The following is a 23,044-nucleotide window of genomic DNA, read 5'->3' as shown; positions in this document are numbered from 1 at the left end:
CACCGCCCCCGCGCAGGCCCGTGACCTGCGCGTCAATCGGACATTGATTCGCTTCTGATCGACTGCGAGCACCTTGGATGGGGCGGTCCTCCACCGGCCGCCGCCACCCGCGCCGCCACGTCGTGAAGAGAGTGCCATGCCGATCCACCTGCTGCCCCAGCCCGCCCCCACCGTGCCCGCGCCGGCGGAGTCCGGGGCCGACTCCCGGCGGACGGACGCGTACGGGCGGGCCGCCGACGAGGAGCCGGTCACCGTACGGTTCGCCGGACTGCGGCTGGTGCACGCCGCCCTGCGGCGGGACCTCACCCGGCTGCCCAACGCCCTGCGGCTGCTCCAGCCCGACGAGGACGACAAGGGCGAGGCGCTGCTGCGGCACTGGACCTTCCTGACCGCGATGCTGACCTTCCACCACGAGCAGCAGGACACCCGGATCTGGCCGATCGTGCGGCGCTTCGCCCCCGAGCTGCGGCTGCTGCTCAACTGGCTGGAGGCCGACCACCACAACCTGGACCACTCGTTCACCCGGGTCACCACGCTGGTCCGGATCGCCAGCCGGGACACCGGCAGCGCCTGGCCGGTCGCGTACGCGATGGAGGACCTGGCGGCCCGGCTGGAGACCCATCTGCGGATCGAGGAGCGGCAGTTGCTGCCCCGGATGGAGCGGGTGGTGACGGGCAACTCGCGGCTCGGTGGCCTGGGCGAACTGCTGGACCTGCTGCGCTCGGCGGAGGGCCCGGGCACGGCGGACGCGCTGGCCTGGCTGCTGGACGGCGTGGAGCCGGCGCTGGTCGAGCGGCTGCTGGCCGAGTGCGACGACGACGTGGCCCGCAACTGGCCGCACTGGCAGGCCACCTACCAGCGCTGCACCGCGCCGCTGTGGGGGACGGCCGCCGACGGCCTGGGGCGCGTCGCCGAGTGACCGGGGCCCTTTTCGTGGTCGTCGATCTACGCGCGTGGCATGGGACTGTGGCATATGCCGGGCACCCGGCCGGTCCTTCCGGATCCGCCAACTCCGTTCGACCCCTAGGGGATCGGACCCAGCCGTCTGGGGGGCCGGGCCGCGTGGACCCCGGGGACGGGGCCAGGGGAGGCGTACCGCCGACGGTCGACGGCGGGGCGCGCCCCACCCCCTAGCATCGGGGCCATGACCACAGCCGGCACCACAGCCACCCCACGCCGCACCCGGAACCGCCCGCTCCCCGCCGTCCGCCGACCGGCCCTGCTCGCCGCGGCCGCCGTCCTGGCCCTCGGGGCCGGACTGACCGCCTGCGAGGGCGACGTGACGGTCTGCCTGGACGACAACAGCTGCACCCTGTCCGTCCGGACCGACGGCCCCGACGCCGCCAAGTCCGTCAAGGTGTTCGGCGGCGACCACCAGTTGGACATGACCGTCGGCCACATCACCGACACCACGGCCGAGGTGACCATCGGCACCGACCGGAAGACCGTCGACAAGGACATCGAGGCGGCCGTCGGCGGGATCAAGGTCACCCTGCGCAAGGCGGACAAGGGCACCCACTTCGCCGAACTGCGCGTCACCCGCTGAGGCCCACCGCCCGCTTTCCCGGCCTGCTTCCCCGGCGGGCTACTCCGGCAGGCGGTTGAGCCACTCCAACGGCGCGACCCGGATCGCCGTGTGCGGCGAGCCGTCCCACTCCACCGGAAGGCCGACCATCTCCAGCGCGGCCACCACGGCCCGGCCGATCTCCACCGTCCGCCGCTCCGACACCTCGTCCGACTCCTCCCCGGTGCGGAACCCGCCGTAGCGCAGCATCAGTCCGCGTCCGGCCGCGGCCGCCTCGGTGTCCTGCTGGTGGAAGAAGACGAAGCCCCGCGAGTCCTCGTCGGCCTCGCCGCCGATCTCCGCGTAGCCGCAACCGGAGCAGCAGGTGAAGTCCATCGCCGCGACGATGCCCTGATCCTCCAGCAGGTCGAAGGCACTCCCCAGCCGGTCCACGTCCGTCAACTCCGGCCACCCGGCCTGCTCGGCCAGCCGCTCGGTCCACAGCGGAGCGACGATCCGCTCCGCCTCCTCCTGCGTCAGCCCCTGGTCGTCGAGGACCTCGACCAGGGACTCGGCTATCTCGTCCGGCTCCTGGAAGCCGCACCGGATCAGCTCGCGAGCCCGCTCCTGGGCTTCGAGCAGCACGTCGGGGGTGAGCGCCGTGTCCTGGGTCATGCCCGCATCCTCGCACCCGGCACTGACAATCCGGCCCGCCGTCCCAGCCGGTGCGCTACCGTCCGCCGGTGACCTCTCTGCTGCAACCCCCGCTGATCACCCGACTGCTGGCCGCCGAGCGGATCCTCGTGGCCGGGGCCGGCGGCGGCTTCGACGTGTACGCCGGACTGCCGATCGCGCTCGCCCTGCGCGCCGCGGGCAAGGAGGTGCACCTGGCCAACCTCTCCTTCACCCACCTCTACGGCCTGCCCGGGGAGGTCTGGCAGGAGCCCGACGTGGCCCGGATCGAGCCGGACACCCCGGCCTCCGAGGGCTACTTCCCGGAGCGCACCCTGGCCCGCTGGCTGCGCCTGCACGGGATGCCCGACACCGTGTGGGCCTTCCCGACGGTGGGCGTCCAGCTGCTGCGCGAGGCCTACCGCAGACTCGTCGCCCACCTGGGCGTGGACGCGATCCTGCTGGTGGACGGCGGCACCGACATCCTGATGCGCGGAGACGAGGCTGGACTCGGCACCCCGGAGGAGGACATGGCCAGCCTGGCCGCGGTGGCGGGCCTGTCGGAGGTGCCCGAACGGCTGGTCGCCTGCCTGGGCTTCGGCATCGACGCCCACCACGGCGTCAACCACGCCCTGGTGCTGGAGAACCTCGCCGCGATCGACCGGGCCGGCGGCTACCTCGGTGCCTTCTCCATCCCGCGCGGCAGCCGGGAGGGCACGCTCTACCTGGACGCCGTCGAGCACGCCCGGGCCGCCTTCCCGCAGTACCCCAGCATCGTCAACGGCTCGGTGGCGGCGGCGCTGCGAGGCGAGTTCGGCAACGTGCGGTTCACCGAGCGGACCAAGGACGACGAGCTCTTCGTCAACCCGCTGATGACGCTCTACTTCGGTGTCACGGTCGAGGCGCTGGCCGCAGAGAACCGCTACCTGGACCGGCTGGAGGGCACCGTGCTGACCCGGCAGATCGCCACCCTCATCGAGGAGTTCCGGGACGAACTGCCCCGGCAGCGGCCGCCCCGCCAGTTCCCGCACTGAGTGGAGGGGGCGGGTCGACCGGCCGGGCTCAGTACGAGGCGAGCCGGAACTCCAGGTTCCCGAACCGCACCTGGTCGCCCGGCCGAACCCGCACCCCGCCCGCGATCCGCCGCCCGTTGACGTGCGTGCCGTTGGTCGAGCCGAGGTCGTACAGCACCCAGCCGTCGCCCTCGTGCCGCAGTTCGGCGTGGCGCCGGGAGACCGAGGCGTCGTGCAGCCGCAGCCCCGAACCGGGGATCCGTCCGATCGTCAACTGCCCGGCCCCGGCCTGCGGCAGGCTCAGGCCCGGCAGTCGCTCGGTGCGCCAGGCCCGGTTCAGCCGGCCGCCGAAGCCGGAGATCCGGCCGACCGTCCGCAGCACGAAGCGTTCGACCGGCCCGCCGGTGGGCAGCCCGGTCACCGCCGCGTCCAACTCGTCGCGGCTGGTGGCCTGCAGGACGATGTCCATCCGGCCGAGGAAGGTGTCGTGCGAGAGCCGGCCGTCGCCCGCGCCCTCGCGTAGCACCCCGAGTGCCTGGTCCCGTTCGGCGTCGGAGGGCCGGACCGCTCCGGTCGGAAGCTCAGGCTGCGTCATGGCCCGATTGTCGGCTCGGCCGGCTTCGACTGTCCAGATCACGCCGGGTTCCGGCAGGGGGTCGGTACGTCACTGAGCGACAGACGCCGGGCCCACCCGCGCGGTTCCACCGCCGGGCGGACGGTCCGTCAGGCCCTGCGGGCGGCCGCCAGGATCTTCTCCGTGGTGTGCAGGAACCGGGAGGTGACCGACCCCCGGTACTCCTTGCCGAACATCTCCTTGGTGACCCACCGGCCGTCCCGCAGGTGGACCACGACGTACGCGGCTCCCGGATCGGCGCCGAGCACCTCGATGTCGCCCTTCGCCGAGCGGTGCGGCCGGGCGAGTCCGTCCGGCAGCGGCTCGGACAGGAAGGCGACCACCAGCCGGACGTCCGGCGTCACCGCCACTCCCCGGAACGGCTCGGCGGCGAGCAGTTCGGCCACCTCGTCGACCGTCCGCAGCATCACCGGCACCGGGTAGCCGAGCGACCGCTCCAGGTGTTCCTCGATCCGCCGGGTCAGCGCGGCCCGGTCCGGCTCGGCGGTGGTGAAGAAGACGTTGCCGCTCTGGATGTACGAGCGGACGTCCCCCAGCTCCAGCTCGGCGAAGAGCGCCCGCAACCGCTCCATCCGCACCGTCCGTCCGCCGACGTTGATGGCCCGCAGGAAGGCGATGTACGTGGTCGTGGTGGTCACCCCGCCAGTGTCGCACCGGCCACCGACGACAACCGGCGGGCATGCGGTGCCCCGGTGGGCCGCCGCACCCCTGCCCGGTCGTCCACGCCCGGCGGCTGTCGGTGCCGGGTGCCAGACTGGCGCCATGGCGAGCTGGCAGGATTTCGAGCAGGAGGCCCCCGAACTCGCGGCCCTGGTGCGGGCCCGGTTCGAGGCCGCCAGGCACCACGTCCTCGCGACGCTGCGCAAGGACGGTTCACCCCGGGTGAGCGGGACGGAGGTCGACTTCGTCGGCGCCGACCTGTGGATCGGGTCGATCTACGGAGCGGTCAAGGCGCGCGACCTCCAGCGGGACGACCGCTTCGCGCTGCACGCCCACCCGGGGGACGAGACCATGGCCGACGGGGACTCCAAGGTCTCCGGCCGCGCGGTGGAGGTCACCGACGAGGCCGAACTCGCGGCCTTCGCCGCAGACCTGCCCGAGCCGCCGCCCACCCCGTTCCACCTCTTCCGGCTGGACCTCCAGCAGGTGGTGCACACCGCCCTGGAGGGCGAGTCCCTGTGGGTGCTCAACTGGCACCCGGGCCGGCCGGTGGAGCGGATCCGGCTCCACTGACCGGTCCGGGCCCGGGCGGCGCGGTTACGGCAGGACGGACTTGAGGGCCTCGGGCGTCCGGGCCACGACGGCGTGCCCGTCGTTCGCGGTGATGATCGGCCGCTGGATCAGCACGGGGTGCTCGGCCATCGCCGCGATCCAGCGCGCCCGGTCGCCCGCCTCCCGGGGCCACTGCTTCATCCCCAGGTCCTTCGCGACCGGCTCGTCGATGCGGGTGATGTCCCACGGCTCCAGGCCCAGGCGCTCCAGCACCTGCTCCAGCTCGGCCACGGTCGGCGGCTCCTCCAGGTAGCGCCGCACGGTGTACTCCACCCCGGCAGCGCTCAGCTGGCCGAGCGCGGTCCGGCACTTGCCGCAGCGCGGGTTGATCCAGATCTCCATGGTGTCAACCCTACCCAGCCGCTCCCGGCCCGGCGGGACACCGCCCGGCCGGAGCCCGCGCGCCCGACCCGCGCGGCACCCGCCGAGGAACGGGCCGAGGAACGGGCCCGGCCGGGAACTCCGCGGTGCCCACCCGTGGTTCACGAACCGGTAGCCATCACCTCGGAGGGGAGCACCGGATGGACGGCGCGGCGATCATCGACCAGCTGATGACCACGGAGACCAGGACCGATCCGTACCCGCTGTACGCGAAGGCCCGCGCGCTGGGCCCGGTGGTCCCGGCCGGGGACGACTTCTACGTGGTGAGCGGCTACGCGGCGGTCAACAAGGTGCTGCGCACGCCCGCCTTCGGCGTCGCGACCGCCGAGATGATGTCCGGCCTGGCCCCCGAGTTCGCGGCGCACTCCTCGCTCGCCCTCTTCGGCCGTTCGATCCTCCAGCGCAACGCCCCCGACCAGCCCCGGGTCCGCTCGCTGATCGCCTCGGTGTTCACCCCCCGCCGGGTGGCCGCGCTGCGCCCGGCGGTGGAGGCGGCGGTCGGCAGGCTGCTGGACGAGATGGCCGAGCAGGGCGCCGACGGCTCACCGGTGGACTTCATGGACGCCTTCGCCTTCCGGCTGCCGGTCGGGGTGATCTGCGAGCTGCTCGGCGTCCCCGAGCAGGACCGCTACCGCTTCCGCGGCCTCGCCTCCGACCTGACCGTCGCCCTGGAGGTCACCCAGGGGCTGGACGAACTGGGCGAGGCCGACCGGGCCGCCGACGAGCTGTCCCGGTACTTCACCGAGCTGGCCGCCGAGCGCCTGGCCCGTCCGCAGGACGACCTGGTCAGCGACCTCGCCCGGATCGCCGCCGACGGCGACGGGCGGCTCTCCGCGCAGGAGCTGCTGGCCAACCTGGTGTTGCTGCTGGTGGCCGGCTTCGAGACCACCACCAACCTGCTCGGCAACGGTCTCGCCCTGCTCTTCCGGCACCCCGGGGCGGCCGCCGGGCTGCGCAGCGGGGCGGTCACCCCGGCCGGCTTCACCGACGAGGTGCTGCGCTTCGACTCCCCGGTCCAGGCGACCTCGCGGGTCGCGCTGGACGAGGGCCTGTCCGTCGAGGGCCTGCCCGTCCCGCCCGGCGGCGTGCTGACCCTGCTGATCGGCGCGGCCAACCACGACCCGGCCCGGTACGAGCGGCCCGAGGTGTTCGATCCGACCCGCACCGACAGCCAGCCGCTGAGCTTCGGCGGCGGACAGCACTTCTGCCTGGGCTCCCAGCTGGCCCGGCTGGAGGGCGAGGTCGCGGTCCCGGCCCTGCTGGACCGCTTCCCGAGGCTCGCCCCGGGCGGTGTCCCGACCCGACGGGACCGGCTGGTGCTGCGCGGCTTCGAGACCCTGCCGGTGACCGTTCGCTGACGCTTCGGTGACCCTGCGTCTCCGGGGCCGGAATCCGCCGCGATTTGGCTCCTTGGGCCCCGGAGACCAGGACGTTCGGCGTTCGTGACCGGGGCGTTCGTGGGGGAGCATGGAGGGACGAACCGGCCATACCGGGCCCTTCCTCCCGGACCGGCCAGGCCGGTCAGCCAGGAGGTCCCCGCCGTGCCAGCCCCACGTCCGCCGCAGCCCGCGGTCACGCAGCCCCCGGTGCCGCGCTGGGTGCTCTGGCTGCCGGTGCTGCTGCTGGTCCTGGACCTGATCGCCGAGGCCGTCGTCCCGGACGCGGTCGCCGCCGGCCTGCTGCTGACCGCCCTGCCCGTGGTGGCCGCGTTCAGCTACGGCCCGGTGCCGACCGCCGCCACCACGGTCGGCTCGCTGGGCCTCCAACTGCTGCTGGCCATGCGCGCGGGCCACGTCAACGAGCAGCACCACATCTGGGTCTACATCGCCACCCTGATCTCCGGGGCGATGGGCACCGCCCTGTCCTGGCAGCGCACCCGGCAGAACCGCAACCTGCTGCAGGCCCGTACGGTCGCCGAGACCCTGCAGCGAACCGTGCTGCGGCCGGTCCCGGAGCGGGCCGGCGGCCTGCGGGTGGCCGGTCTCTACCGCCCGGCGCAGGCCGAGGTGCTGGTCGGCGGCGACCTGTACGAGGTCTGCGACACCCGCTTCGGCGTCCGGGTGCTGCTCGGCGACGTCCGCGGCAAGGGCCTGGAGGCGGTCCGTACGGTCGCCGACGTGCTGGGCGCCTTCCGGGCGGCCGCGTACGACACCCCGGGCCTGGTCGAGCTCGCCGACCAGCTGGACCGCGCGGTCCTGCGCGACGCGGCCGAGCGCGGCGACGACGAGCTCTTCGTCACCGCCGTCCTGCTCCAGTACCGGACCGGCTCCGACTGCGTGGAGATCGTCAACCGCGGCCACACCACCCCGCTGGTGCTCGCCCGGGGCACCATCTCCCCGGTGGCCCGCGCCGACGAGCTGCCGCTCGGCCTCGGCCACCTCGGCCCGGACGAGGAGCGCTGCAAACCCACCACCGTGGCCCTGCCCCCGGGCCACACCATCCTGCTCTACACCGACGGCGTCAGCGAGGCCCGCGACGCCACCGGCACGTTCTACCCCCTCGCCCCGCGCCTCGCCGCCCTGGGCAACGCCGCCCCGGACCGGGTGGTCTCCTTCCTGGCCCAGGACGTTCACCAGTACGCCGGCCTCCTCGCCGACGACCTCGCCGTCCTCGCCCTCACCCCCGAGTAGCACGGCAGCACTGCCTCGGCGACGCGGACGGGGAGCCGTCCGTTCCCGTGGCCGGCGGCCTCCTACAGGTCCGGCGTCATTGGCCGAATGCAGAAAGCCATCTATCGGTCTTTTCCGCTGCCGTCCACTCCATTATGTGGAGAGGACTCGGTGGCGCTTTGAGAGCGATGGGTGACCTGTCCATTACTGGCCGGGATCGCTCCTTGTGGGGGATTTACCCCCCGCGAATCGCCGACCGGGGCCCGTTTTGCGTGACGTTCGTCACACATTGGGTGGCTTTGGTTGGGCGTGACCGCCCGGGCCTAGGCTGCGTCGCAGCGGAACCGCCACGTCGTGACCCTCCACCGCTGCCGCGCCGGGCTGCGGGGTTGCCGCCCTCCGTGGGGGGCGTTGTCCGTATCCGACGTTACGATCGGCTTCCAGGATCTAACTGGTAGCGACCGATTCGATTCGGAACTCAATGACGCCGGGGGGTAGCAGTGGGGATGAACAAGGCCAAGCTTTCACATCTTGGGGTCACGGAGTGTGAGGAGATTGTCTATCGCTCTGTTCTCAGATCCCCGGGCCTGGATGTCGAGGCACTTGCTCCGGTTGTCGGGATGGAGGTCAGGAGTCTGCGAGCAGTTCTGGACCGACTGGAGGATGCCGGCATGGTGGCTGTGGTCGGGACCCGGAGAGTTGAAGCGGTCGATCCGTTCGTGGTTTTAGAGCGGCTGGTCGAGAACAGGCTCGGCGAGCTGCAGGAGGAGTTCCAGCGCGTCATATCGTCCCGCCATCTGGTGAACATCCTGCTCGACGATCAGCGCGAGGGCCGGTGCCGGTCCGAGTCGGACGGAGTGGAGCGAATCGAAGGCCTTGACCGCATACGGGCTCGAATCGACGAGCTGGCTTTCTTCGCGCATCGGGAGGTTCTGTCCGTCCAGCCGAATGGCGCGCTGTCTGCGGCGGCCATCGAAGGCGCGAAGGAGGCTGATCTCCGAGCCCTGCGTCGCGGCACGGCGATGCGCACCATCATGAGGACGGACGCGCTCCATGACCAGCGAACTGCCGACTACCTCACCGAGTTGAGCGCGAGGGGGGCGCGGATCAGAAATCTCAACGGCCCGCTCGAACGCATGCTGATCTTCGACGGGCGTGTCGCAATGGTTCCGGTGGACTCCGAGGAGGTCAGCCGCGGCGCACTGATCATTCGTCAGCCCGGCCTGATTTCGAGTCTCACCGCCCTCTTCGAGAGGTGCTGGGCCGCTGCCGAGGACTTCGGGCAGGAGCATTTGACGGAGGCCGAGCATCAGGTACTGAGAACCATGGTCCGGGTCGAGAAGGACGAGGCGGGGGCGCGCGAGCTGGGCATCTCCGTACGCACCTACCGTGGTCACATCGCCCAACTCCTGCGCCGGCTCAACGCCACCCACCGCACCCAGGGTGTGCTGGCGGCCCGTGACCGAGGGTGGATCTGAGTACCGGCCCCGACCGGCTCGTCGAGCGTCACCCCTGTTGCGCCGGGCTCAGGAAGCCGCGGCAAGCAGCGATACCAGGGCCTCCTCCACAGGCGTGATTCCGAGTCGATTGAGTGAGAGGTGAAGGTAGTGGAAGGCCAGGTACAGCGGCTGCTGGTGTATCCGCTTCTCGATTCCCGCCACCATCTCGGTGCACAGCAGGTCGATCAGGTCGCTCGTGAGAGCCGCGTCGGTCAGTTGTGCGGACCGAACCAGCACGTCGGATCGCACCTGCGCGAAGGCCGCCCGGAGGCTGGTGTCGCGGTTGGCCCCGTCCGTGGGGGTCGCGTGCTTGAGGCCGGACCACCAGGCGTAGTGAGTGCGTAGGAATCCGTCGCGTTCCGTTGCCGTCAGGTCGAGTCGGTCGAGGAGGAGCGTCAGTACCAGGCGTCCGAGTGCGAGTCGGTGGACGAAGCCGCCGTCCGAGCCGGCGATCAACCGCAACGCCGTGGCGCTGGTCTCCTGGAAGACGTGCTCGGCGACCGCCAGATACTGCGGGCCACCCCACTTGGTGTACTCCGGCTCGTAGAGGTCGAACCGGATCTCGGGGCGGGATCGGACCGCGTTGACCGGGATGACGGGGAGGCCGGGCGGCGGTGCGAGGCCGGGCCGGGCGACGACCGCACTCAACTGCTCGATCAGGGAGGACCGTTGCAGGACGAACGCGTCGGCGTCGGCGTGGGGGAGCCGGAGCCGGAGCCGGATGTGTGGTCCCGCGAGGTCCAGGTAGCGCAGGAAGAACCAGCGCTCGGCTCGGGGGGCGAGCCGGTCGACGACCGGCGCCACCACGTCGGTCAGGGTCGCGTCCAGCAGGTCGGCGTGACCGGGGTAGAGCTTGAGGTACAGCCAGGTGTGATGCTCGGGTGCCGTGGTCGCGGTGGTCATCGATGGTCTCCGTGGGGGCGGTCCCAGGCCAGGAAGCTGATGTGCTCGCACGACCGGGGGCCGTCCGGCCCGGCTACCCAGACTTCGTCCCGGCCGGGCAGGGCTTCTTCGATCCGCAGGGTGTGCGCCCCGGCGATCAGGCGGAGTGCGGCGGCGACCGAATGGGGCGACGCGAAGTCGAGCCACATGGGCTTGCGCCGACTGGCGTCGAGCGGGTCGGATCCCAGGGCGAGGAAGAACACCTCGTGGGGCAGCTGCCGGTCACGTCGCCAGCGGTCCAGCCGCAGCAGATGAGCGGTTGTCGACTCGTCCCGCTCGGGTACCGGGAACGACGAGGCCGGGAGGACCCAGCGTGCTCGTTGCACGACCACCCGGCCGACGGACGTCCGGGGCGTCCGCACGACCTCGGAGCCGTGGGCCGTCAGGGCCTGGGCGCGCAGGAACGGGTGGTTGTTCCTGGTGAGCGGTGACACGTCGATCCAGGGGTCCAGAACGGCCAGGGCCAGCCGCGCGGCCCCGGTGGCCAGTTGGGCCGGCACGATGCCGGTGTACACGGGCGCGACGGGACGGCCGGAGGAGTCCTCGAACTCCAGGGTGTCGGTCGTGGCGTCGTGCCGTAGGACGAGCTGCTCGAAGCCGATCGAGTCGGCGGTGCGCTGCTGCCGTTCCGCGGGCCAGTGGATCTCCGGCAGGTGGCCGGCGCCGGCGTGCTGCAGGTTGTTGACGTGGCCGGAGACGGTGAAAGCCCGGACGTCACAGCCGGGGAAGAGCGCGCGGAGCCAGCCGAGCTGGGCGTTCGCCACCGCCTCTTCGCCGAGCACGCCGCCGAACCGGGTGACCAGGCCGCCGAGGGCACTGCCGTACTGGTTGACCACCATGCGGTAGTCGCCTCGGTGGGCGGCCCCGGAGTCCTCGGCCGCGAGCTGGTACAGCACCGCGGCGGAGGGCGGAGCCGACGTGCGTCCGACCGGGAGGCCGGCGCGCTCCGCCCGCTCGGCGGGGTCCGCGGCGAGGTCACGCGTTCGTGCCCGGCGGAAGGCGGACCTGAACGTGCTGTCGGCCTGGAGGCGCAGGAAGAACGCGGCCGCGTCCGGGCAACGCCCGCCCACCCCGTGCCGGTCCCGGAAGGCTTGCAGAACCGCGTCGTAGATGTGTGAGCGGACCAGGTGGGGGCGCAGGGTGGCGGCGACCGTTCGGAGGTCCGTGTCCACCGCGGTGGGGAGCGGGCCGACCAGGTCCGCCCCGGCTCCGTCCTCGTGGACGAGCTGCGCGGTCCAGCGTGGAGCTCCGCAGTGGTCGGAGAGCTGGTCGGCTCGGGTCCGGATCCCGGCCAGGATGCGACGGCGTTCCGCGGGGTCGGCCGTTGCGACGGCGCGGACGTCCCCGTCGAGCGCGGTCAGCGTCCCGGCGAGCTCGACGGCATCCTCCGCCGTGCTGTCCAGAAGGGCGGCCGCGAGGTCGAGCAGGGGCGTACGGCTGCCGGCTTCCCAGGGGACGACCGGGACGAGCATCCCGGTCCGTACGTACCGGGCCAGTCGGCCCGGGGCGAGCGCGGCGGGCGGCCGGGCGCCCGCCTCGTCGAGTTCCGCACGGTAGAGGCGGGCGTCGACGATCCGTTCGGTCGACCAGAGGAAGCCGCTGGTGTCGGTGAGCGAGCCGAGCACGACGGAGGCGGCGCCCTCCCCGGACGGGACCGGGTAGGCCGGGGCGTACCTGAACCCTTCGGCGAACCGCGGGGTGGCGGCGAGTTCGGCGAACAGGCTGTGGACGAAGCCGATCGCCACGGTCGTCCCGCTGCGCTCTGACGGAGCCTGGTCGGTCGCCGGGTGCAGCGCGACGGTGGTGAGCCGTCCCCGGGGGCTGGGCTTCAGCGTCGCCTGGACCAGGTAGCCCAGCACCGTCCGGGACGTCCGGCCGCCCGGCGCGAGATCCCGGTCCGCAGGGTCCGCCGGCAGGTGGGGCGCGATCAGCGGGAAGGACAGCCCGAGCGGCCCGGAGTCCAGGTGGGCGCGCAGCGTGGCGGCCGTCTCGGCCGCACAGCCGGAAACGGCCTCCTGGAGGCCTGCGGCCCTGCGGGACAGTTCCTCCCGAGCGCCGAGCCACGCTTCCGTGGCAGCTCCGGGTACACCTGCTCCGTCGAGGAAGGCCACGTCCTCGGGGCTCAGCCTGCCACCGCGGTGCGTGGTCCTCCTGATCTTCAGCAGCTGGCGCCGGGCGCCCTGGTCGGCGCTCGGGACGAGGGGGAAGATCGCGTCCCCGAGGGAGGTGGCGGCTGCCACGAGATCCGCCTCGGCCTCGGCGTGGCCGGCGAGCCGGCGCCGGACCGGCTCGCTGAGGGAGAGGGTTCCGGCGGAGAGCCCGCAGTACCGGTCGAGCCGGAACGCGGCCTGACGTACCGGTCCGGGGCCGGTCCGGAGCGTGGTGCTGGAGTCGGTCACGACATCAGTCCGATGGTGAGGAGCAGGCTGAACAGGATCAGGCCGGTGATGAGGAGGGTGTACGCGAGGCTGACGGCGACGTAGCAGACGTAGCCCGCCCGGGCCCGCCCGGTGACCGATCGCAGGTGGAGCGGCAGCGGCCGACGGGTGAGCCGGTGCAGGACGTACGTCAGCGCCCGGGCCCGCATGTTGATCGCACCGAGGGCGGCTTCGGCGGCGTGGTAGCCGTCCGACGCGAACAGCGGGTTCAGGTTCACGACGACCACCACCAGCTGGAGGCCCGTCAGGAGGCGGAAGAACAGTGAGAGGTCACCGGACGTGTTGAGTGCTGCGACGGACCAGGCGCCGGCGAAGGCCAGGTCGCAGATCGGCCCGACCAGGGAGATCAGCACCCGTCCGGACCGGCCCTCGTGCCGGTAGCTGTCGGTGCGGTCCACGAAGGCGACCGGGAACAGGTAGAGCATCAGCCCCACACCGGCGTTCCTCGGGCTGACCCGGTTGTAGGACATGGCAACGGCGTGGCAGAACTCGTGCGCGACGATCTCACCGAGCAGTGCCGCCACGACGGCCACCAGCATCGGTGCCGTCGGCCGGGTTTCCCCGGACGGTGCCGTGAGGGCACGTACCACCAACGGGACCGCGACCACCGGGAGGAGGAGCAGCAGCGTGACCAGCAACCGAACCGGCAGACACCGCAGCAGGCCTGCGACCGGCCCGGCGAATCGGCCCGGGTCGCGTACCAGGGGGAAGCGCTTGACCAGGTCGAGCCGGCCGTGCCGGATCGCCCGGTCGATGCCGGTGCCCGGCAAGGGATCGAGGTTGAGAACGGAGGCCCGGCGCAGGTCGGTGAGGAAGTCGGGCAGGACCGCCCGGATCCGCTCACGCTGCCCGGGGTAGCGCTCGGCGAGCGACGTCATGAGCTCCGCCCCGGTCATGCCGTCTTCCAGATGGCGCAGGATGATCAGGCCACTGGGGGAGATGTTCAGGTACCGGCCGTCCGAGACCAGCATGGTTCGGCCACCGGCCCCGGTGATGATCTCGACGTCGTCGCGCATGCGCAGCCGCTCGGTCTCCAGCCACGACTTCGGTGCCGAGGTCTCGGAGCTGGATGGCACGCGTTGTCCTCGCTTTCGGTATCGGTGGCACATCCGGAACCGCGTCCCTCGGGTGCGGGCAGGCCTCCGGGGTGCTCCAGGGATGGGGAGCCGCGCCGCTCCGGAGCGGCGCGACTCCCCTGCCCGGTTGCGTCCCCGTGCGGACGCGGTCGCCGTCGGCGACCGGTCCCACGAAGACGCGGCATCAGCGATCCGTCATCAGGTGCTGTTGCTGGACACCGTCGACGCGGAGCCGAGGCAGCCGGTCACGGTGCCGGCGGACGAGATCGTGCCGAGGGTGCCCCAGGCGGCCGCGCTGTCCTCCAGGAGTTCGACCGATGCGTCATCGGCCGCGAACAGGTCGAGTTCGAGTTCGAGGTTCTCCATGTGTGTCACCTCCTTTCGTGGAACGGCCCGGCCCATCAGGCCGGTCGAAGCGGTACGGGGCAGGTCAGGCGTTGACCGGTCTCCCGCCGTACTCGTCGGACGGTTCGCGGGCCTGGCCGACAGCCAGGGCCAGCAACTGCGTCCGCCGAAATCCATCGATGCCGACCAGGCGCCTGAGCGCGGAGGGCAGAAACCCGGCGAAGATGCTTCCGGACAGGCCGGCGTCGACCGCCGTGAGCCAGGCGGCGGCACAGGCCGCGCCGCTGCGTTCCAGCAGCAGCCGATGGCCGTGGGAGCCGGCCGAGTCGGTGGCGTCCTCCAGCGAACCGACCGCCACCAGGATGGCCGGTGCCAGGGCGAACTCCGGCTGGAGCACCAGCGCGCTCAGTTCCCCGGTGCCGGCCAGGTCGGCGAGCGGGGTGAACCCGTCGGGTTCGTGGCGGTGGACGGCCGGCCGCAGCCCGGTGACGTCCCGCGCGGCCACCAGGAACTCCAGCGGTCGTGCCGCCCGCTCGACGGGCCAGAGCGAGGCGTCGGCTCCGTGGCCCGCCTCGACCATCCGCCGCAGGACATCGGCATCCACGGGCTGGTCCGCGAAGAAGCGGTTCGCCTTGCGGCGTCGAAGGGTTGACCGCAGGCTGTCGCCGACGAGGGGGCCGAGCCCGTTCTCGGGAAGGAGCTCGGGGGTGCCGGGCCGCCGCCCTGCCGCTTCGTCGTCCCGTACGGCGCGGTGCTGCGCCACGGAACGTTCCTCGGCGTCCTGACGAAGGGCGGCCATCAGGTCCACGAGATCACTCATCGTGTCCCACCTCCTGCGGGTCCGGCCGGGAGACCGATCCGGAGCACGGCCGTCACGCATTCGAGTTCGCGCTCGATCCCCAGGGCCGTCGTCAACGCGGCGTCGTCCCAGGCCGGTTCATTGGAGATCGGCAGCCCGAGGCGCCGGCTCGCCAGCAGCAGGTGGGTCAGCGCCACACCGGTGTCCAGGTGAACCACCCGGTAGGCGAAGGTCCGGTACTTGCGGGCGACGCGGACCAGCGCACCGGTGACGACCAGCAGTATCGGTTCGGCCATGTCCGTGTACTCGGCCGGAAGTTCGGTCACCCGGGCCAGACGGTGGCCGATCGGCTGGTACGCGTAGCCACCGGGTCGGAGCCCCGGGACGTCGCGGACCAGGAGGTAGGCCGTGGGGGAGCCGAGGTTGCCGCCGGTCGGTGCGAACCGCGACACCTTCTGCCGCCTGTCCTGCGGCTGCTGCTTGAGCCCGAAGGCGGCAGCGAGCAGCGTGCCCAGCGCACCTGCGGTGAGCGGCGGTTCAGGGCCGTCCAGCGCGGCGAGCGCCGGGTCTCCCAGGTCGACCGTCTCGGCATCCGGGTACTCGTTGGCGTCGTACTGGAGCGCCAGGTTCGAGGGCTCGAAGTGGACCTGGTGATCCCTTGGATCCACCAGCCGCCGCGGCGGGAACGCCACCGAGTGCTCGTAGGCGTAGGCGGGCGGCGGGTCCTGCAGCGGGATCCGGGGATCGCCGCAGAGGTCGCAGCCGGGGCGTGGCGCGATCGTGCGGGCCTCGGACGTCCCGGCCCGCAGGTCGATGCGGATGCGGCCGTGCAGCGAGGCGGGCCTGCCCACCCGGGAGACGAGTCCCAGCACCTCCAGTGCGGTCAGCGCGGCCGCAGCGGTGATCGTGTCCGGCGCGGGTGACTCTCCCGGGGCGGGCGGCAGTTGGGCGAGCTGGCACTCCGGGCAGGCGCCGTGGTCGTTGGCACTGTAGGGACCGATGAAGAACCCGTCGCCGTCCGGGCCGACGAGCAGCACGGGTACCTCGCGCCGGCGCAGTGCGAGGTGGATCTCGCGGGCGTCGGCCTGGTGGCCGGCGCCGACGTGGAGCACGGCGAGTGCAGGGGTCTCGTCCTCGCCGGAGCCCGGGGAGCCGAGGCGGGTGGTGCGCATGCCCATCGCGTTCAGCCGCTCGGCCAGCGCCTTCCGGAACGGTTCAGGCGCCCGGAGCGCGACCGGTGCGTCGGCCAGGCGGTCCTGGGCCTCGTCGGCGCTGGCGTTCACGCGGGTGCTGTCGAGCAGCCGGGCCAGCAGGACCGACTGAGGGCCGCTCCGGCGCGGCACGCCTTCCTGGAGCAGACCGCAGGAGTACAGCAGCAGCAGGACGGCGCGCACCTGCGTGGCGGTCCGGCCGAGCGCGGTCGCGAGCTGGTCGAGCGTACGGGTGCCGTCGAGCAGCGGTAGCAGGTCCGGCAGGACCTGCCGGGCGGAGCGACCGCCGAGGGTGCGCCGGGTGCCCGTGCCGTCGACGATCAGGCCGTCCTCCGCCCAGTGCAGGACCGCGCCGGGGACCACCGATGGATGCGGCGGCAGGCGGAACTGCGGGTCGTTGGCCGTGGCGTACGCCAGATCCACTGCGGACAAGCGCGTGCTCATGGGTTCACCCCCTCCTCGTCGCGGGTTCTGGTGCGGCCTCGACCGGTCCGGTGAGGTCCCGCAGGTCGTCGGCGAGCCGGCGCCAGGTGGCGTCGGGCTCCGGTCGGTGGCACCGGTCGCAGCCGTGCACGGGAACCACCGACAGGGTGGACACCGTGGCGGACAACAGGCCGAAGCTCCGGACCCGGCCGCGTTCGGCGCGGTCGTCACCGTGGAGCACGGTGTCGGCGACCTGACCGGTCACGGCCCCGGCAAGGACCACGTGGGCGTCCAGGAAGCCGCCCGGGCCCAGAGCCGGATCGGAGTCGTAGGCGCGCAGCAGATGCCGGTCCGTTTCGCGGAGTTGCCGGTGCTGGTACTGGCGCGCCAGGAAGCACCGGTAGCACGGCCCCTGTCCGCCGAGGACGGTCGGGCCGACGCGCAGGGCGTTCGCGCCCATCGTCACCGACAGCCAGGGGGTACCGGTGACGAAGGCCAGGTGGTCCACCAGGTCGAACAGGGCGGGGGTGTCCCGCCAGGCGGCGACCACCCGGAGCCGGGCCCTGGGCCACCGGCCCGGCTGGAGGAGGTCCGTCTCCGGGGAGACGACGGTCGGCCGACCGCTCGCGAGCCGGTCGGCGACCGCCAGACCGAAGGCACCGACCGGCAGCACATGCAGATCGATCATTGGTTGCTCCTACCGCGCCAGTGTGCTTCCGCCCTCACGCGAAGGGCTGGGGCCAGGGGTTGAGGTCCGCCTCCGCGTGCACGGGGTACCCCATCGCGCGCGGACCGTCGTAGAGCCTCGGGTGGGCGAGGTACCGCGCGCGGTACGAGAAGGAGAGCGGCATCAGCTGGGGGATGATCACCCGCACGACCCGGAAGCCCACCTCCCGCGCCTCCGTGGTGGTCATTTCGACCGCGTACACGTCCATGCCGTGTTCCTTCAGCCGCTTCAGGACCAGCCGCAGGTCCTCCCCGGCCTCGCCGGTGGACGGCCGGGGCAGGGCGGAGAACCGCCTGACCCCGTTGTCCGGCTCCCGGAGGAAGTCGTACGCCGCCGTGCGTTCGGCCGCGCCCATGTAGGTCGCGCCGTGGAACACGCTGTGGAAGTCGTTCACGTTGGAGGGAGCCGGCTCGGCGGTGCCGAGTGCGATCCGTGACGACGCGGTCTCCCGCAGCATCTTGATCGCCGCCCGGTCCGGATCGAAGTCGGTTGCGCACATGGCCACGTGGCGCAGCCGACGGCTCTGCGGGTCTTCGTCGACGCTGTAGAGCGTCGGGATGCCGAGTTCGGAGGTGGCGTCGAAGAAGGTGGTCCGGATCCCCTTGCGTTCCACCTCCCGTATCGAGCGGGCCAGTTCGTCCGACATCGTGTCGAACTCGATTCGGGGCAGTGGCAACCGCTGCAGCCAGGTGAGGGTGATCGCGTCGCGTTCGATGACCTCGCAGATCCCGTTGAGGAGCGCTCGGTTCAGATCCGTGTGCGTGGCGCAGCCCGTGGAGACGGGCAGGGTGAAGCGCTCACTCGCGGTGAGCGCCGGGATGTGCAGCCACACCGCCACGGCAGGCACCATCACCGGGCGCCCCTCGGTCAGCGACCAGGCGGTGGTCCAGCGGATCGGCTCCTCCCGGTCCGGCATCGTCACCGGGCACGCGGGATGAGCCAGTTCGGTCTCGCTCGCCCGGGCGAACGACGCGAGGTCGGCGGCCCGGTCGCCCAGGTCGTCGGCGCTGGCCCAGACCAGATCCTTCGGTACGACGCAGCTTGAGTAGCGTTCCAGGGCCTCCGCGATGGAGACGGCCCGGGCCAGCGGTGGATCGATGCCGCCGCCCCCACCGCCGAGCTCGACGCCGGACGCGCGGCCGCCGGTCGACCGGATGTTGGGCTGGACGTGTTCCAGTTCCCCCATCGTCGCGTTGTAGACGGTCAGGCCCGACGACTCCTGCGAGATCCGGGCCACCTGCCCGATCAGTCCGCCGCCGCGGGAGACCAGCACGTCGAGTCGGCGTAGTTCCTCCGGCAGCTCTTCGAGATCCCTGCCGGCACTGCCGGAGGGCCCGGCCCTGCTCGTGTCCGGCATTCAACGAACCTTTCCCGAAAGGCCTCTGCAATTCGATGCCTTCGGGCCCCGGGCGCCGTGCGTTGTCCTGCGCATCGTCGCGCCTCAGTCCCAGGCGTGCGTTTCGTGTGCGCATAGGTATGCGTTCATCCGAATCGCGCCGATCCGAGCGTGCCGTGTCCAGGTTGCCGTGCGCATCATTAATTCCCCCGTGTTGCTGCCGTATTTCTCAACGACTATGAATATGCCAATTCGGCGGCCTGTCAAGGAGATAATTCGGGTGCAGCATGTTGCAAGTGCCGCGTGCACCAAGATGCAGTGGGAGGCGGCCGGGTCGAGGTGTGCGGCATGGCACACTTCCACGTGCCGGGGCCGTAGCGCCCCGGGTGAGTCTTTTGGTTGGCCACGGGGGGCTGGGTGTTCCATCTGTCATGCGGTATCGGTGCGTCCACGCACCACGGCCGGCGATGTCGCAGGGACGGATCGTGAGATCCACGGCCGTCATCGCGGTGTCCGACCTCGTCAAGCGCTACGGGGGGCGGACCGTCGTCGACAACGTCTCCTTCCAGGTCGAGGCGGGCGAGGTCTTCGGCCTGCTGGGCCCGAACGGAGCGGGCAAGACGACCACTGTCGAGATCCTGGAAGGTGTCCGAACCGCGACCAGCGGCCGGGTCGAGGTGCTGGGTGCCGACCCGGCGGCGGCCGACCGGCACTGGCGCAGCCGAGTGGGCGTGGTGGCCCAGGGCGGCACGGATCACGGCGACTGGAGGGTGGGCGAGCTGGTCGCCCAGTTCGCCCGGTACCACGGGTCGGTCACCGATCCGCGGCAGGTGATCGAGCTGGTCGGGCTGACCGGGCAGCGCGGTACCCGAGCGGACCGCCTGTCGGGCGGTCAGCGCCGCAAACTGGACGTCGCCCTCGGCATCGTCGGGCGCCCCGAACTCCTCTTCCTGGACGAGCCGACCACCGGTTTCGACCCCGAAGCCCGCCGGGAGTTCTGGGAGATCGTCCGGGACCTGGCCCGACAGGGCACCACCATCGTGCTCACCACGCACTACCTGGACGAGGCGAGCAATCTCGCCGACCGGTTGTGCGTGGTCAAAGAGGGCCGTGTGCTGCAGATCTCCACGCCCGGGGAACTCGGCCGGGAGCACGGTGAGTCGGTGGTCAGCTGGCGCAGCCCCGAGGGGGTGCGTTCGGAGCGGACCGACGACGTGGCTGCCGTCCTGCGCCGGGTGGAGGCCGAACTCGGCGGCAGCCCACCGGACCTGGAGATCCGCCGACCGTCCCTGGAAGACCGCTACCTCGCAATGATCGGGGAGGATCGGTGAGCGCTTCGACCTCCGTCCCGTCCGGGCGTCGCGCCCTCGTGTCCCCGTTGGCCCTGGGCTTCGTCCGGGGCGCCGGTGAGATCCGCGTCCACCTGCGCGACCTGCAGGCCGTGGGGTTCGGCCTGGTCCTGCCGGTGGGCCTGATGCTGCTCTTCGGCACGCTGTTCAAGGGCGAGGTGGACGGCACGTCCGTCCAGGTGCGCGATGTCATCGTGGCCGGCGTGTGCGCATCGGCCATCATGTCGGTGGCCTTCGGATCGCTCGGCGTCGCGATCGCCTCGGACCTGAGCGACGGGACCGTCCGGCGGTTGATGTCCACACCGTTCCCGCTCGCCTCGTACGTCCTCGGCAAGCTCCTGCTGGCCGGTGTCCTGGCCGTGTTGGGCGTTTCCGCGGTGCTGGCCGCCGCGGTGCTGCGGTTCGGGTTCCGCCTGCCGACCGATCCGGCGCGCTGGGCGACCTTCGCGTGGGTGTTCGCCCTGGGGCTGGGGGCGACGTGCCTGCTCGGCATCCTGGTCGGCTCCCTCGTCGCGGACCCGAAGAAGTCCGGCGGGCTCATTCAGCTCCCGTACATCTTCCTGCAGTTCGTGTCGGGCGTGTACTACGCGTTCGGCGGCCTGCCGGCCGGCCTCCAACAGGTGGCTGCCCTGTTTCCGTTGAAGTGGATGGCCCAGGGCATGAGGTCGGCATTACTGCCGAATTCCTATACGACTGCCGAGGTGGCGGGAACGTGGGAGTCCGGGCGTACCGCCCTCGTTCTTTCCGCCTGGATCGTCATTCTGGCGCCGCTTTGCGTCTGGAGTGTCCGTCGGCGGGTGCTTCGAGACCGCTGAGGATCGCGCAGGGCGTCCGCACACATTTCGTTTGACATGTTTCCAGCAGGCCGACGGCGCTCTGTCGACGGCCGGTCAGTGCTGCCGGAAATCATTTTCCGGTGGCCGCGGAAAATCCTCGCAATGCGCCTGGAAATTTTTGTTGATTGGCGATCAGCTCCGGTGTTACGTTTCACACCAGCCGGCCTCTCGCAGGGCGGGAGTTTCATGGCTTCAGGGGCCGGAGAAATCGAATCCCTGAAAGAAAGGGGTCTCTCATGGAGGCCACTATCGTGATCAGCGGCGACGACTTTGCCGCTTTCGGCGTCGAGGAGCTCTCTGTCCTCGACGTCAACGACGCCGTCGCCCTTCCGGAGCTCGGCGCGTCCCACAGCAACTGGCTGTGCTGCTCCTCGTCGAGCTCGTCCTCCTGCTGCTGACGTCCAGTCAGTCAGCTCCGTCCACGTCGTCCGGGGCCTCCCCGGGCCCGTGGCGGCGTACCACCCGTCGGCCGCCCGGCCGGCGGACTGATCAACATCGGATGAAGGGAAGTCACTCATGGAGCTTCAGACTCTGCTGAACGACGCAGACCTCGCGGCCTTCGGTGTCGAGGAGCTGTCCGTCCTCGACGTCAACGACGCCGTGGCCCTGCCGGAGCTCGGCGCCTCCGACTCGCCGCACTGGTGGTGCTGCTCGTCCTCCAGCTCGTCCTCCTGCTGCTGATCCAGCGAGGCTGAACTGATCCTGGCGGCGGCGACAACCCGCCCGTCACCGCCGCCAGGGCTTCCCCGACCACGGAGAGAGACGATGGAGTCCTTGACATCAGGCGTTCCGGACAACGGGGCCGAAGCGGGCTTCCCCGGCGCCATCGGCCTCCGGACGTACCTGCACACGCGGGCCATGCGCCCGTGGGTGTCCCGGCACCTGGGCCCCGCGGTGACCTGGCTGCGGGAGGAACACGGCTTCTTTCTCCAGTCGCTCCGCAGGGGCTGGCTGCACGGGTCGCACCTGGACCTGCTGGTGCACGACGCCGAAGGTCGCGAACTCCCGATCGGGCCGGTGGTCGAGCGGCTGCGAGGCGGGTGCCGAGACGTCGACGTGGTCACGGTCGACGAGGAGTCGTACCTGCGCAACGCCGAGCGCCTGGGCGCCCTTGAGGGCGTGGCCGGCCCTTATCTCCCGCTCCACCCGCACGGCACGATCGAGACCTTGACCGCCGACCGGATCCGCGGCTGGGACCAGGAGGCCGAGCGGCTGCGAAGCAGTGCGCTCGCCCGCATGACCGGCGCGCTCCTCGCCACGGCCGGCGCCGACAGCGAGAGCACCTTGCTCCACCACCTGGTCGGCGCCTTCGCCGCGGTGGCGGGCACTCACCCGGCCGGGATCGAGTACGGGTGCATCTCCTTCCGCTCCCACGTCGAGTCCTTCCTGCACTGGAACGGCCAGGGCGGCCGGATCCGCGCCGCCCTGGAGCAGCGGCTGGAGGCGGAGCGGACCTCGATCGACGCGGCCGTGGCGGCCGCGCTGTCCGGTGAGAGCGACGCGGTGGCGACCCGGTGGACCGCTGCCGCCCACTACGTGACCGGGCTGTTCGACGCGGCCGTCGCGACCGGTGTCCTGGACTACCACGGCGTCCAGCGGCTGGCCGGTACGGACCCGGCGGCGCCGCGCATCGAGTCGGTCTTCGAGAGCGAGTCCTTCCGTCGGCCGTCGACCCTGAGCGAATTCCACCAGGAGGCGGAAGCGACCGGGGTGACCAGCGACCCCGGAGCCTGGTTCACCACCTACCGGGTCCTGGTGAACCTCTTCTACCAGCAGCTTCCGGTGCTGGACGTCTCACCGCTGACGCGTCTCTACCTCTGCCTCGCGGTCAGCGAGTCGGTGGACAGGCTGACCGGTCGGAGTTGGCGGGACCGCTTGGAGCCGCTGAAGGCGGACTACCAGGCCCGCGACCTCAACGCCGACCAACGCCCGGCGCGGTCGGCGGCTCCCTGATCGGTGGCTCCCTGATCGGCGGCCA

The 23,044-nt window shown here is 71.7% G+C and carries 24 protein-coding genes; 12 read left to right on the top strand and 12 right to left on the bottom strand.

Going from position 1 to position 23,044, the window contains the following annotated elements:
* Window positions 1-136 precede the first annotated feature (136 nt).
* Both RZ50_RS29880 and RZ50_RS12755 read left to right on the top strand, forming a co-directional pair.
* Window positions 137-919 carry a hemerythrin domain-containing protein gene (locus RZ50_RS29880; RefSeq protein ID WP_196949954.1) on the top strand — a complete coding sequence of 261 codons (783 nt, stop codon included), beginning with the start codon at window positions 137-139 and terminating at the stop codon, window positions 917-919.
* A 225-nt stretch (window positions 920-1,144) separates the two neighbouring features.
* A complete protein-coding gene (locus RZ50_RS12755; protein ID WP_196949955.1) occupies window positions 1,145-1,546 on the top strand; it encodes a hypothetical protein in 402 nt (133 codons plus the stop codon).
* Window positions 1,547-1,585: 39 nt separating this feature from the next.
* Here the strand turns inward: RZ50_RS12755 and RZ50_RS12750 are convergent, their stop codons facing one another.
* A complete protein-coding gene (locus RZ50_RS12750; RefSeq protein WP_196949956.1) occupies window positions 1,586-2,179 on the bottom strand; it encodes a hypothetical protein in 594 nt (197 codons plus the stop codon).
* 68 nt (window positions 2,180-2,247) lie between these two features.
* Here RZ50_RS12750 and RZ50_RS12745 point away from each other — a divergent pair, with 68 nt between their 5' ends.
* A complete protein-coding gene (locus RZ50_RS12745) occupies window positions 2,248-3,210 on the top strand; it encodes a DUF1152 domain-containing protein (RefSeq protein ID WP_196949957.1) in 963 nt (320 codons plus the stop codon).
* 28 nt (window positions 3,211-3,238) lie between these two features.
* Here the strand turns inward: RZ50_RS12745 and RZ50_RS12740 are convergent, their stop codons facing one another.
* Window positions 3,239-3,784: a DUF1707 and FHA domain-containing protein gene (locus RZ50_RS12740; protein WP_196949958.1), complete on the bottom strand. Its 546-nt coding sequence runs from the start codon at window positions 3,782-3,784 to the stop codon at window positions 3,239-3,241.
* Window positions 3,785-3,912: 128 nt separating this feature from the next.
* The gene (locus tag RZ50_RS12735) at window positions 3,913-4,461 is read right to left on the bottom strand and encodes a DUF1697 domain-containing protein (protein WP_308271609.1); all 549 of its coding nucleotides are present in this window, start codon (window positions 4,459-4,461) and stop codon (window positions 3,913-3,915) included.
* Between the two features lie 124 nt (window positions 4,462-4,585).
* Here RZ50_RS12735 and RZ50_RS12730 point away from each other — a divergent pair, with 124 nt between their 5' ends.
* Window positions 4,586-5,056, top strand: coding sequence for a pyridoxamine 5'-phosphate oxidase family protein (locus RZ50_RS12730; protein WP_196949960.1), 471 nt, complete (start codon window positions 4,586-4,588; stop codon window positions 5,054-5,056).
* Window positions 5,057-5,080: 24 nt separating this feature from the next.
* Here RZ50_RS12730 and RZ50_RS12725 read toward each other — a convergent pair whose 3' ends face one another.
* Complete coding sequence (locus tag RZ50_RS12725) at window positions 5,081-5,437, bottom strand: arsenate reductase family protein (protein ID WP_196949961.1); 357 nt, start codon at window positions 5,435-5,437, stop codon at window positions 5,081-5,083.
* A gap of 179 nt (window positions 5,438-5,616) precedes the next feature.
* On the opposite strand from RZ50_RS12725, the gene RZ50_RS12720 reads away from it, so the two are divergent.
* From RZ50_RS12720 to RZ50_RS12710, 3 genes are all read left to right on the top strand, one after another.
* A complete protein-coding gene (locus RZ50_RS12720; RefSeq protein ID WP_196949962.1) occupies window positions 5,617-6,834 on the top strand; it encodes a cytochrome P450 in 1,218 nt (405 codons plus the stop codon).
* A gap of 183 nt (window positions 6,835-7,017) precedes the next feature.
* Entirely contained in the window at window positions 7,018-8,106 is a 1,089-nt protein-coding gene (locus RZ50_RS12715) for a PP2C family protein-serine/threonine phosphatase (RefSeq protein WP_196949963.1), read from the top strand.
* Between the two features lie 485 nt (window positions 8,107-8,591).
* On the top strand, window positions 8,592-9,563 hold the full coding sequence (locus RZ50_RS12710) for a LuxR C-terminal-related transcriptional regulator (protein ID WP_196949964.1): 972 nt from the start codon (window positions 8,592-8,594) through the stop codon (window positions 9,561-9,563).
* A 48-nt stretch (window positions 9,564-9,611) separates the two neighbouring features.
* On the opposite strand, the gene RZ50_RS12705 is transcribed toward RZ50_RS12710, so the two are convergent.
* The 8 genes from RZ50_RS12705 to RZ50_RS12670 all read right to left on the bottom strand — a co-directional run bounded on the left by RZ50_RS12705 (window position 9,612) and on the right by RZ50_RS12670 (window position 18,902).
* Window positions 9,612-10,487 carry a lantibiotic dehydratase C-terminal domain-containing protein gene (locus tag RZ50_RS12705; RefSeq protein WP_196949965.1) on the bottom strand — a complete coding sequence of 292 codons (876 nt, stop codon included), beginning with the start codon at window positions 10,485-10,487 and terminating at the stop codon, window positions 9,612-9,614.
* Window positions 10,484-12,925: a lantibiotic dehydratase gene (locus RZ50_RS12700; RefSeq protein ID WP_196949966.1), complete on the bottom strand. Its 2,442-nt coding sequence runs from the start codon at window positions 12,923-12,925 to the stop codon at window positions 10,484-10,486. Before RZ50_RS12700 ends, RZ50_RS12705 begins: the two co-directional genes overlap by 4 nt.
* Window positions 12,922-14,040 (bottom strand): PqqD family peptide modification chaperone, encoded by a 1,119-nt coding sequence (locus tag RZ50_RS12695; protein ID WP_196949967.1) that lies wholly within the window; start codon window positions 14,038-14,040, stop codon window positions 12,922-12,924. Before RZ50_RS12695 ends, RZ50_RS12700 begins: the two co-directional genes overlap by 4 nt.
* A 198-nt stretch (window positions 14,041-14,238) precedes the next feature.
* Complete coding sequence (locus RZ50_RS12690) at window positions 14,239-14,406, bottom strand: thiocillin family RiPP (RefSeq protein ID WP_196949968.1); 168 nt, start codon at window positions 14,404-14,406, stop codon at window positions 14,239-14,241.
* Between the two features lie 64 nt (window positions 14,407-14,470).
* A complete protein-coding gene (locus RZ50_RS12685; protein ID WP_196949969.1) occupies window positions 14,471-15,205 on the bottom strand; it encodes a nitroreductase family protein in 735 nt (244 codons plus the stop codon).
* Complete coding sequence (locus RZ50_RS12680) at window positions 15,202-16,839, bottom strand: nitroreductase family protein (RefSeq protein ID WP_196949970.1); 1,638 nt, start codon at window positions 16,837-16,839, stop codon at window positions 15,202-15,204. The genes RZ50_RS12685 and RZ50_RS12680 overlap by 4 nt, the downstream gene beginning before the upstream one ends.
* Window positions 16,840-16,843: 4 nt before the next feature.
* Window positions 16,844-17,506 (bottom strand): TOMM precursor leader peptide-binding protein, encoded by a 663-nt coding sequence (locus RZ50_RS12675; RefSeq protein WP_196949971.1) that lies wholly within the window; start codon window positions 17,504-17,506, stop codon window positions 16,844-16,846.
* 34 nt (window positions 17,507-17,540) lie between these two features.
* Window positions 17,541-18,902: a YcaO-like family protein gene (locus tag RZ50_RS12670; protein ID WP_196949972.1), complete on the bottom strand. Its 1,362-nt coding sequence runs from the start codon at window positions 18,900-18,902 to the stop codon at window positions 17,541-17,543.
* Between the two features lie 464 nt (window positions 18,903-19,366).
* Between RZ50_RS12670 and RZ50_RS12665 the strand changes: the two genes are divergently transcribed.
* The 5 genes from RZ50_RS12665 (at window position 19,367) to RZ50_RS12645 (ending at window position 23,019) form a co-directional block, all read left to right on the top strand.
* Entirely contained in the window at window positions 19,367-20,212 is an 846-nt protein-coding gene (locus RZ50_RS12665) for an ABC transporter ATP-binding protein (protein WP_308271608.1), read from the top strand.
* A complete protein-coding gene (locus RZ50_RS12660; protein ID WP_196949974.1) occupies window positions 20,209-21,045 on the top strand; it encodes an ABC transporter permease in 837 nt (278 codons plus the stop codon). Before RZ50_RS12665 ends, RZ50_RS12660 begins: the two co-directional genes overlap by 4 nt.
* A 257-nt stretch (window positions 21,046-21,302) precedes the next feature.
* Window positions 21,303-21,464, top strand: coding sequence for a thiazolylpeptide-type bacteriocin (locus RZ50_RS12655; RefSeq protein WP_196949975.1), 162 nt, complete (start codon window positions 21,303-21,305; stop codon window positions 21,462-21,464).
* A gap of 118 nt (window positions 21,465-21,582) precedes the next feature.
* On the top strand, window positions 21,583-21,747 hold the full coding sequence (locus RZ50_RS12650; protein ID WP_196949976.1) for a thiopeptide-type bacteriocin: 165 nt from the start codon (window positions 21,583-21,585) through the stop codon (window positions 21,745-21,747).
* 93 nt (window positions 21,748-21,840) lie between these two features.
* Entirely contained in the window at window positions 21,841-23,019 is a 1,179-nt protein-coding gene (locus RZ50_RS12645; protein ID WP_196949977.1) for a hypothetical protein, read from the top strand.
* The last annotated feature ends 25 nt before the right edge of the window (window positions 23,020-23,044 follow it).

It is taken from the genome of Kitasatospora sp. SUK 42, assembly GCF_015776785.2.
In the GTDB taxonomy this organism is placed as follows: Bacteria; Actinomycetota; Actinomycetes; order Streptomycetales; family Streptomycetaceae; genus Kitasatospora.
The sequence above is the reverse complement of the archived record's forward strand: the minus strand, read 5'-3'. Positions and strand labels throughout refer to the sequence as shown.

Bases quoted from the DNA above. Each gene is read 5' to 3' on its own strand.
- RZ50_RS12655 (WP_196949975.1), top strand. From the start codon at position 21,303: ATGGAGGCCACTATCGTGATCAGCGGCGACGACTTTGCCGCTTTCGGC.
- RZ50_RS12740 (WP_196949958.1), bottom strand. From the start codon at position 3,784: ATGACGCAGCCTGAGCTTCCGACCGGAGCGGTCCGGCCCTCCGACGCC.
- RZ50_RS12710 (WP_196949964.1), top strand. From the start codon at position 8,592: ATGAACAAGGCCAAGCTTTCACATCTTGGGGTCACGGAGTGTGAGGAG.
- RZ50_RS12725 (WP_196949961.1), bottom strand. From the start codon at position 5,437: ATGGAGATCTGGATCAACCCGCGCTGCGGCAAGTGCCGGACCGCGCTC.
- RZ50_RS12650 (WP_196949976.1), top strand. From the start codon at position 21,583: ATGGAGCTTCAGACTCTGCTGAACGACGCAGACCTCGCGGCCTTCGGT.
- RZ50_RS12670 (WP_196949972.1), bottom strand. From the start codon at position 18,902: ATGCCGGACACGAGCAGGGCCGGGCCCTCCGGCAGTGCCGGCAGGGAT.
- RZ50_RS29880 (WP_196949954.1), top strand. From the start codon at position 137: ATGCCGATCCACCTGCTGCCCCAGCCCGCCCCCACCGTGCCCGCGCCG.
- RZ50_RS12750 (WP_196949956.1), bottom strand. From the start codon at position 2,179: ATGACCCAGGACACGGCGCTCACCCCCGACGTGCTGCTCGAAGCCCAG.
- RZ50_RS12705 (WP_196949965.1), bottom strand. From the start codon at position 10,487: ATGACCACCGCGACCACGGCACCCGAGCATCACACCTGGCTGTACCTC.
- RZ50_RS12675 (WP_196949971.1), bottom strand. From the start codon at position 17,506: ATGATCGATCTGCATGTGCTGCCGGTCGGTGCCTTCGGTCTGGCGGTC.
- RZ50_RS12730 (WP_196949960.1), top strand. From the start codon at position 4,586: ATGGCGAGCTGGCAGGATTTCGAGCAGGAGGCCCCCGAACTCGCGGCC.
- RZ50_RS12685 (WP_196949969.1), bottom strand. From the start codon at position 15,205: ATGAGTGATCTCGTGGACCTGATGGCCGCCCTTCGTCAGGACGCCGAG.
- RZ50_RS12755 (WP_196949955.1), top strand. From the start codon at position 1,145: ATGACCACAGCCGGCACCACAGCCACCCCACGCCGCACCCGGAACCGC.
- RZ50_RS12680 (WP_196949970.1), bottom strand. From the start codon at position 16,839: ATGAGCACGCGCTTGTCCGCAGTGGATCTGGCGTACGCCACGGCCAAC.
- RZ50_RS12720 (WP_196949962.1), top strand. From the start codon at position 5,617: ATGGACGGCGCGGCGATCATCGACCAGCTGATGACCACGGAGACCAGG.
- RZ50_RS12690 (WP_196949968.1), bottom strand. From the start codon at position 14,406: ATGGAGAACCTCGAACTCGAACTCGACCTGTTCGCGGCCGATGACGCA.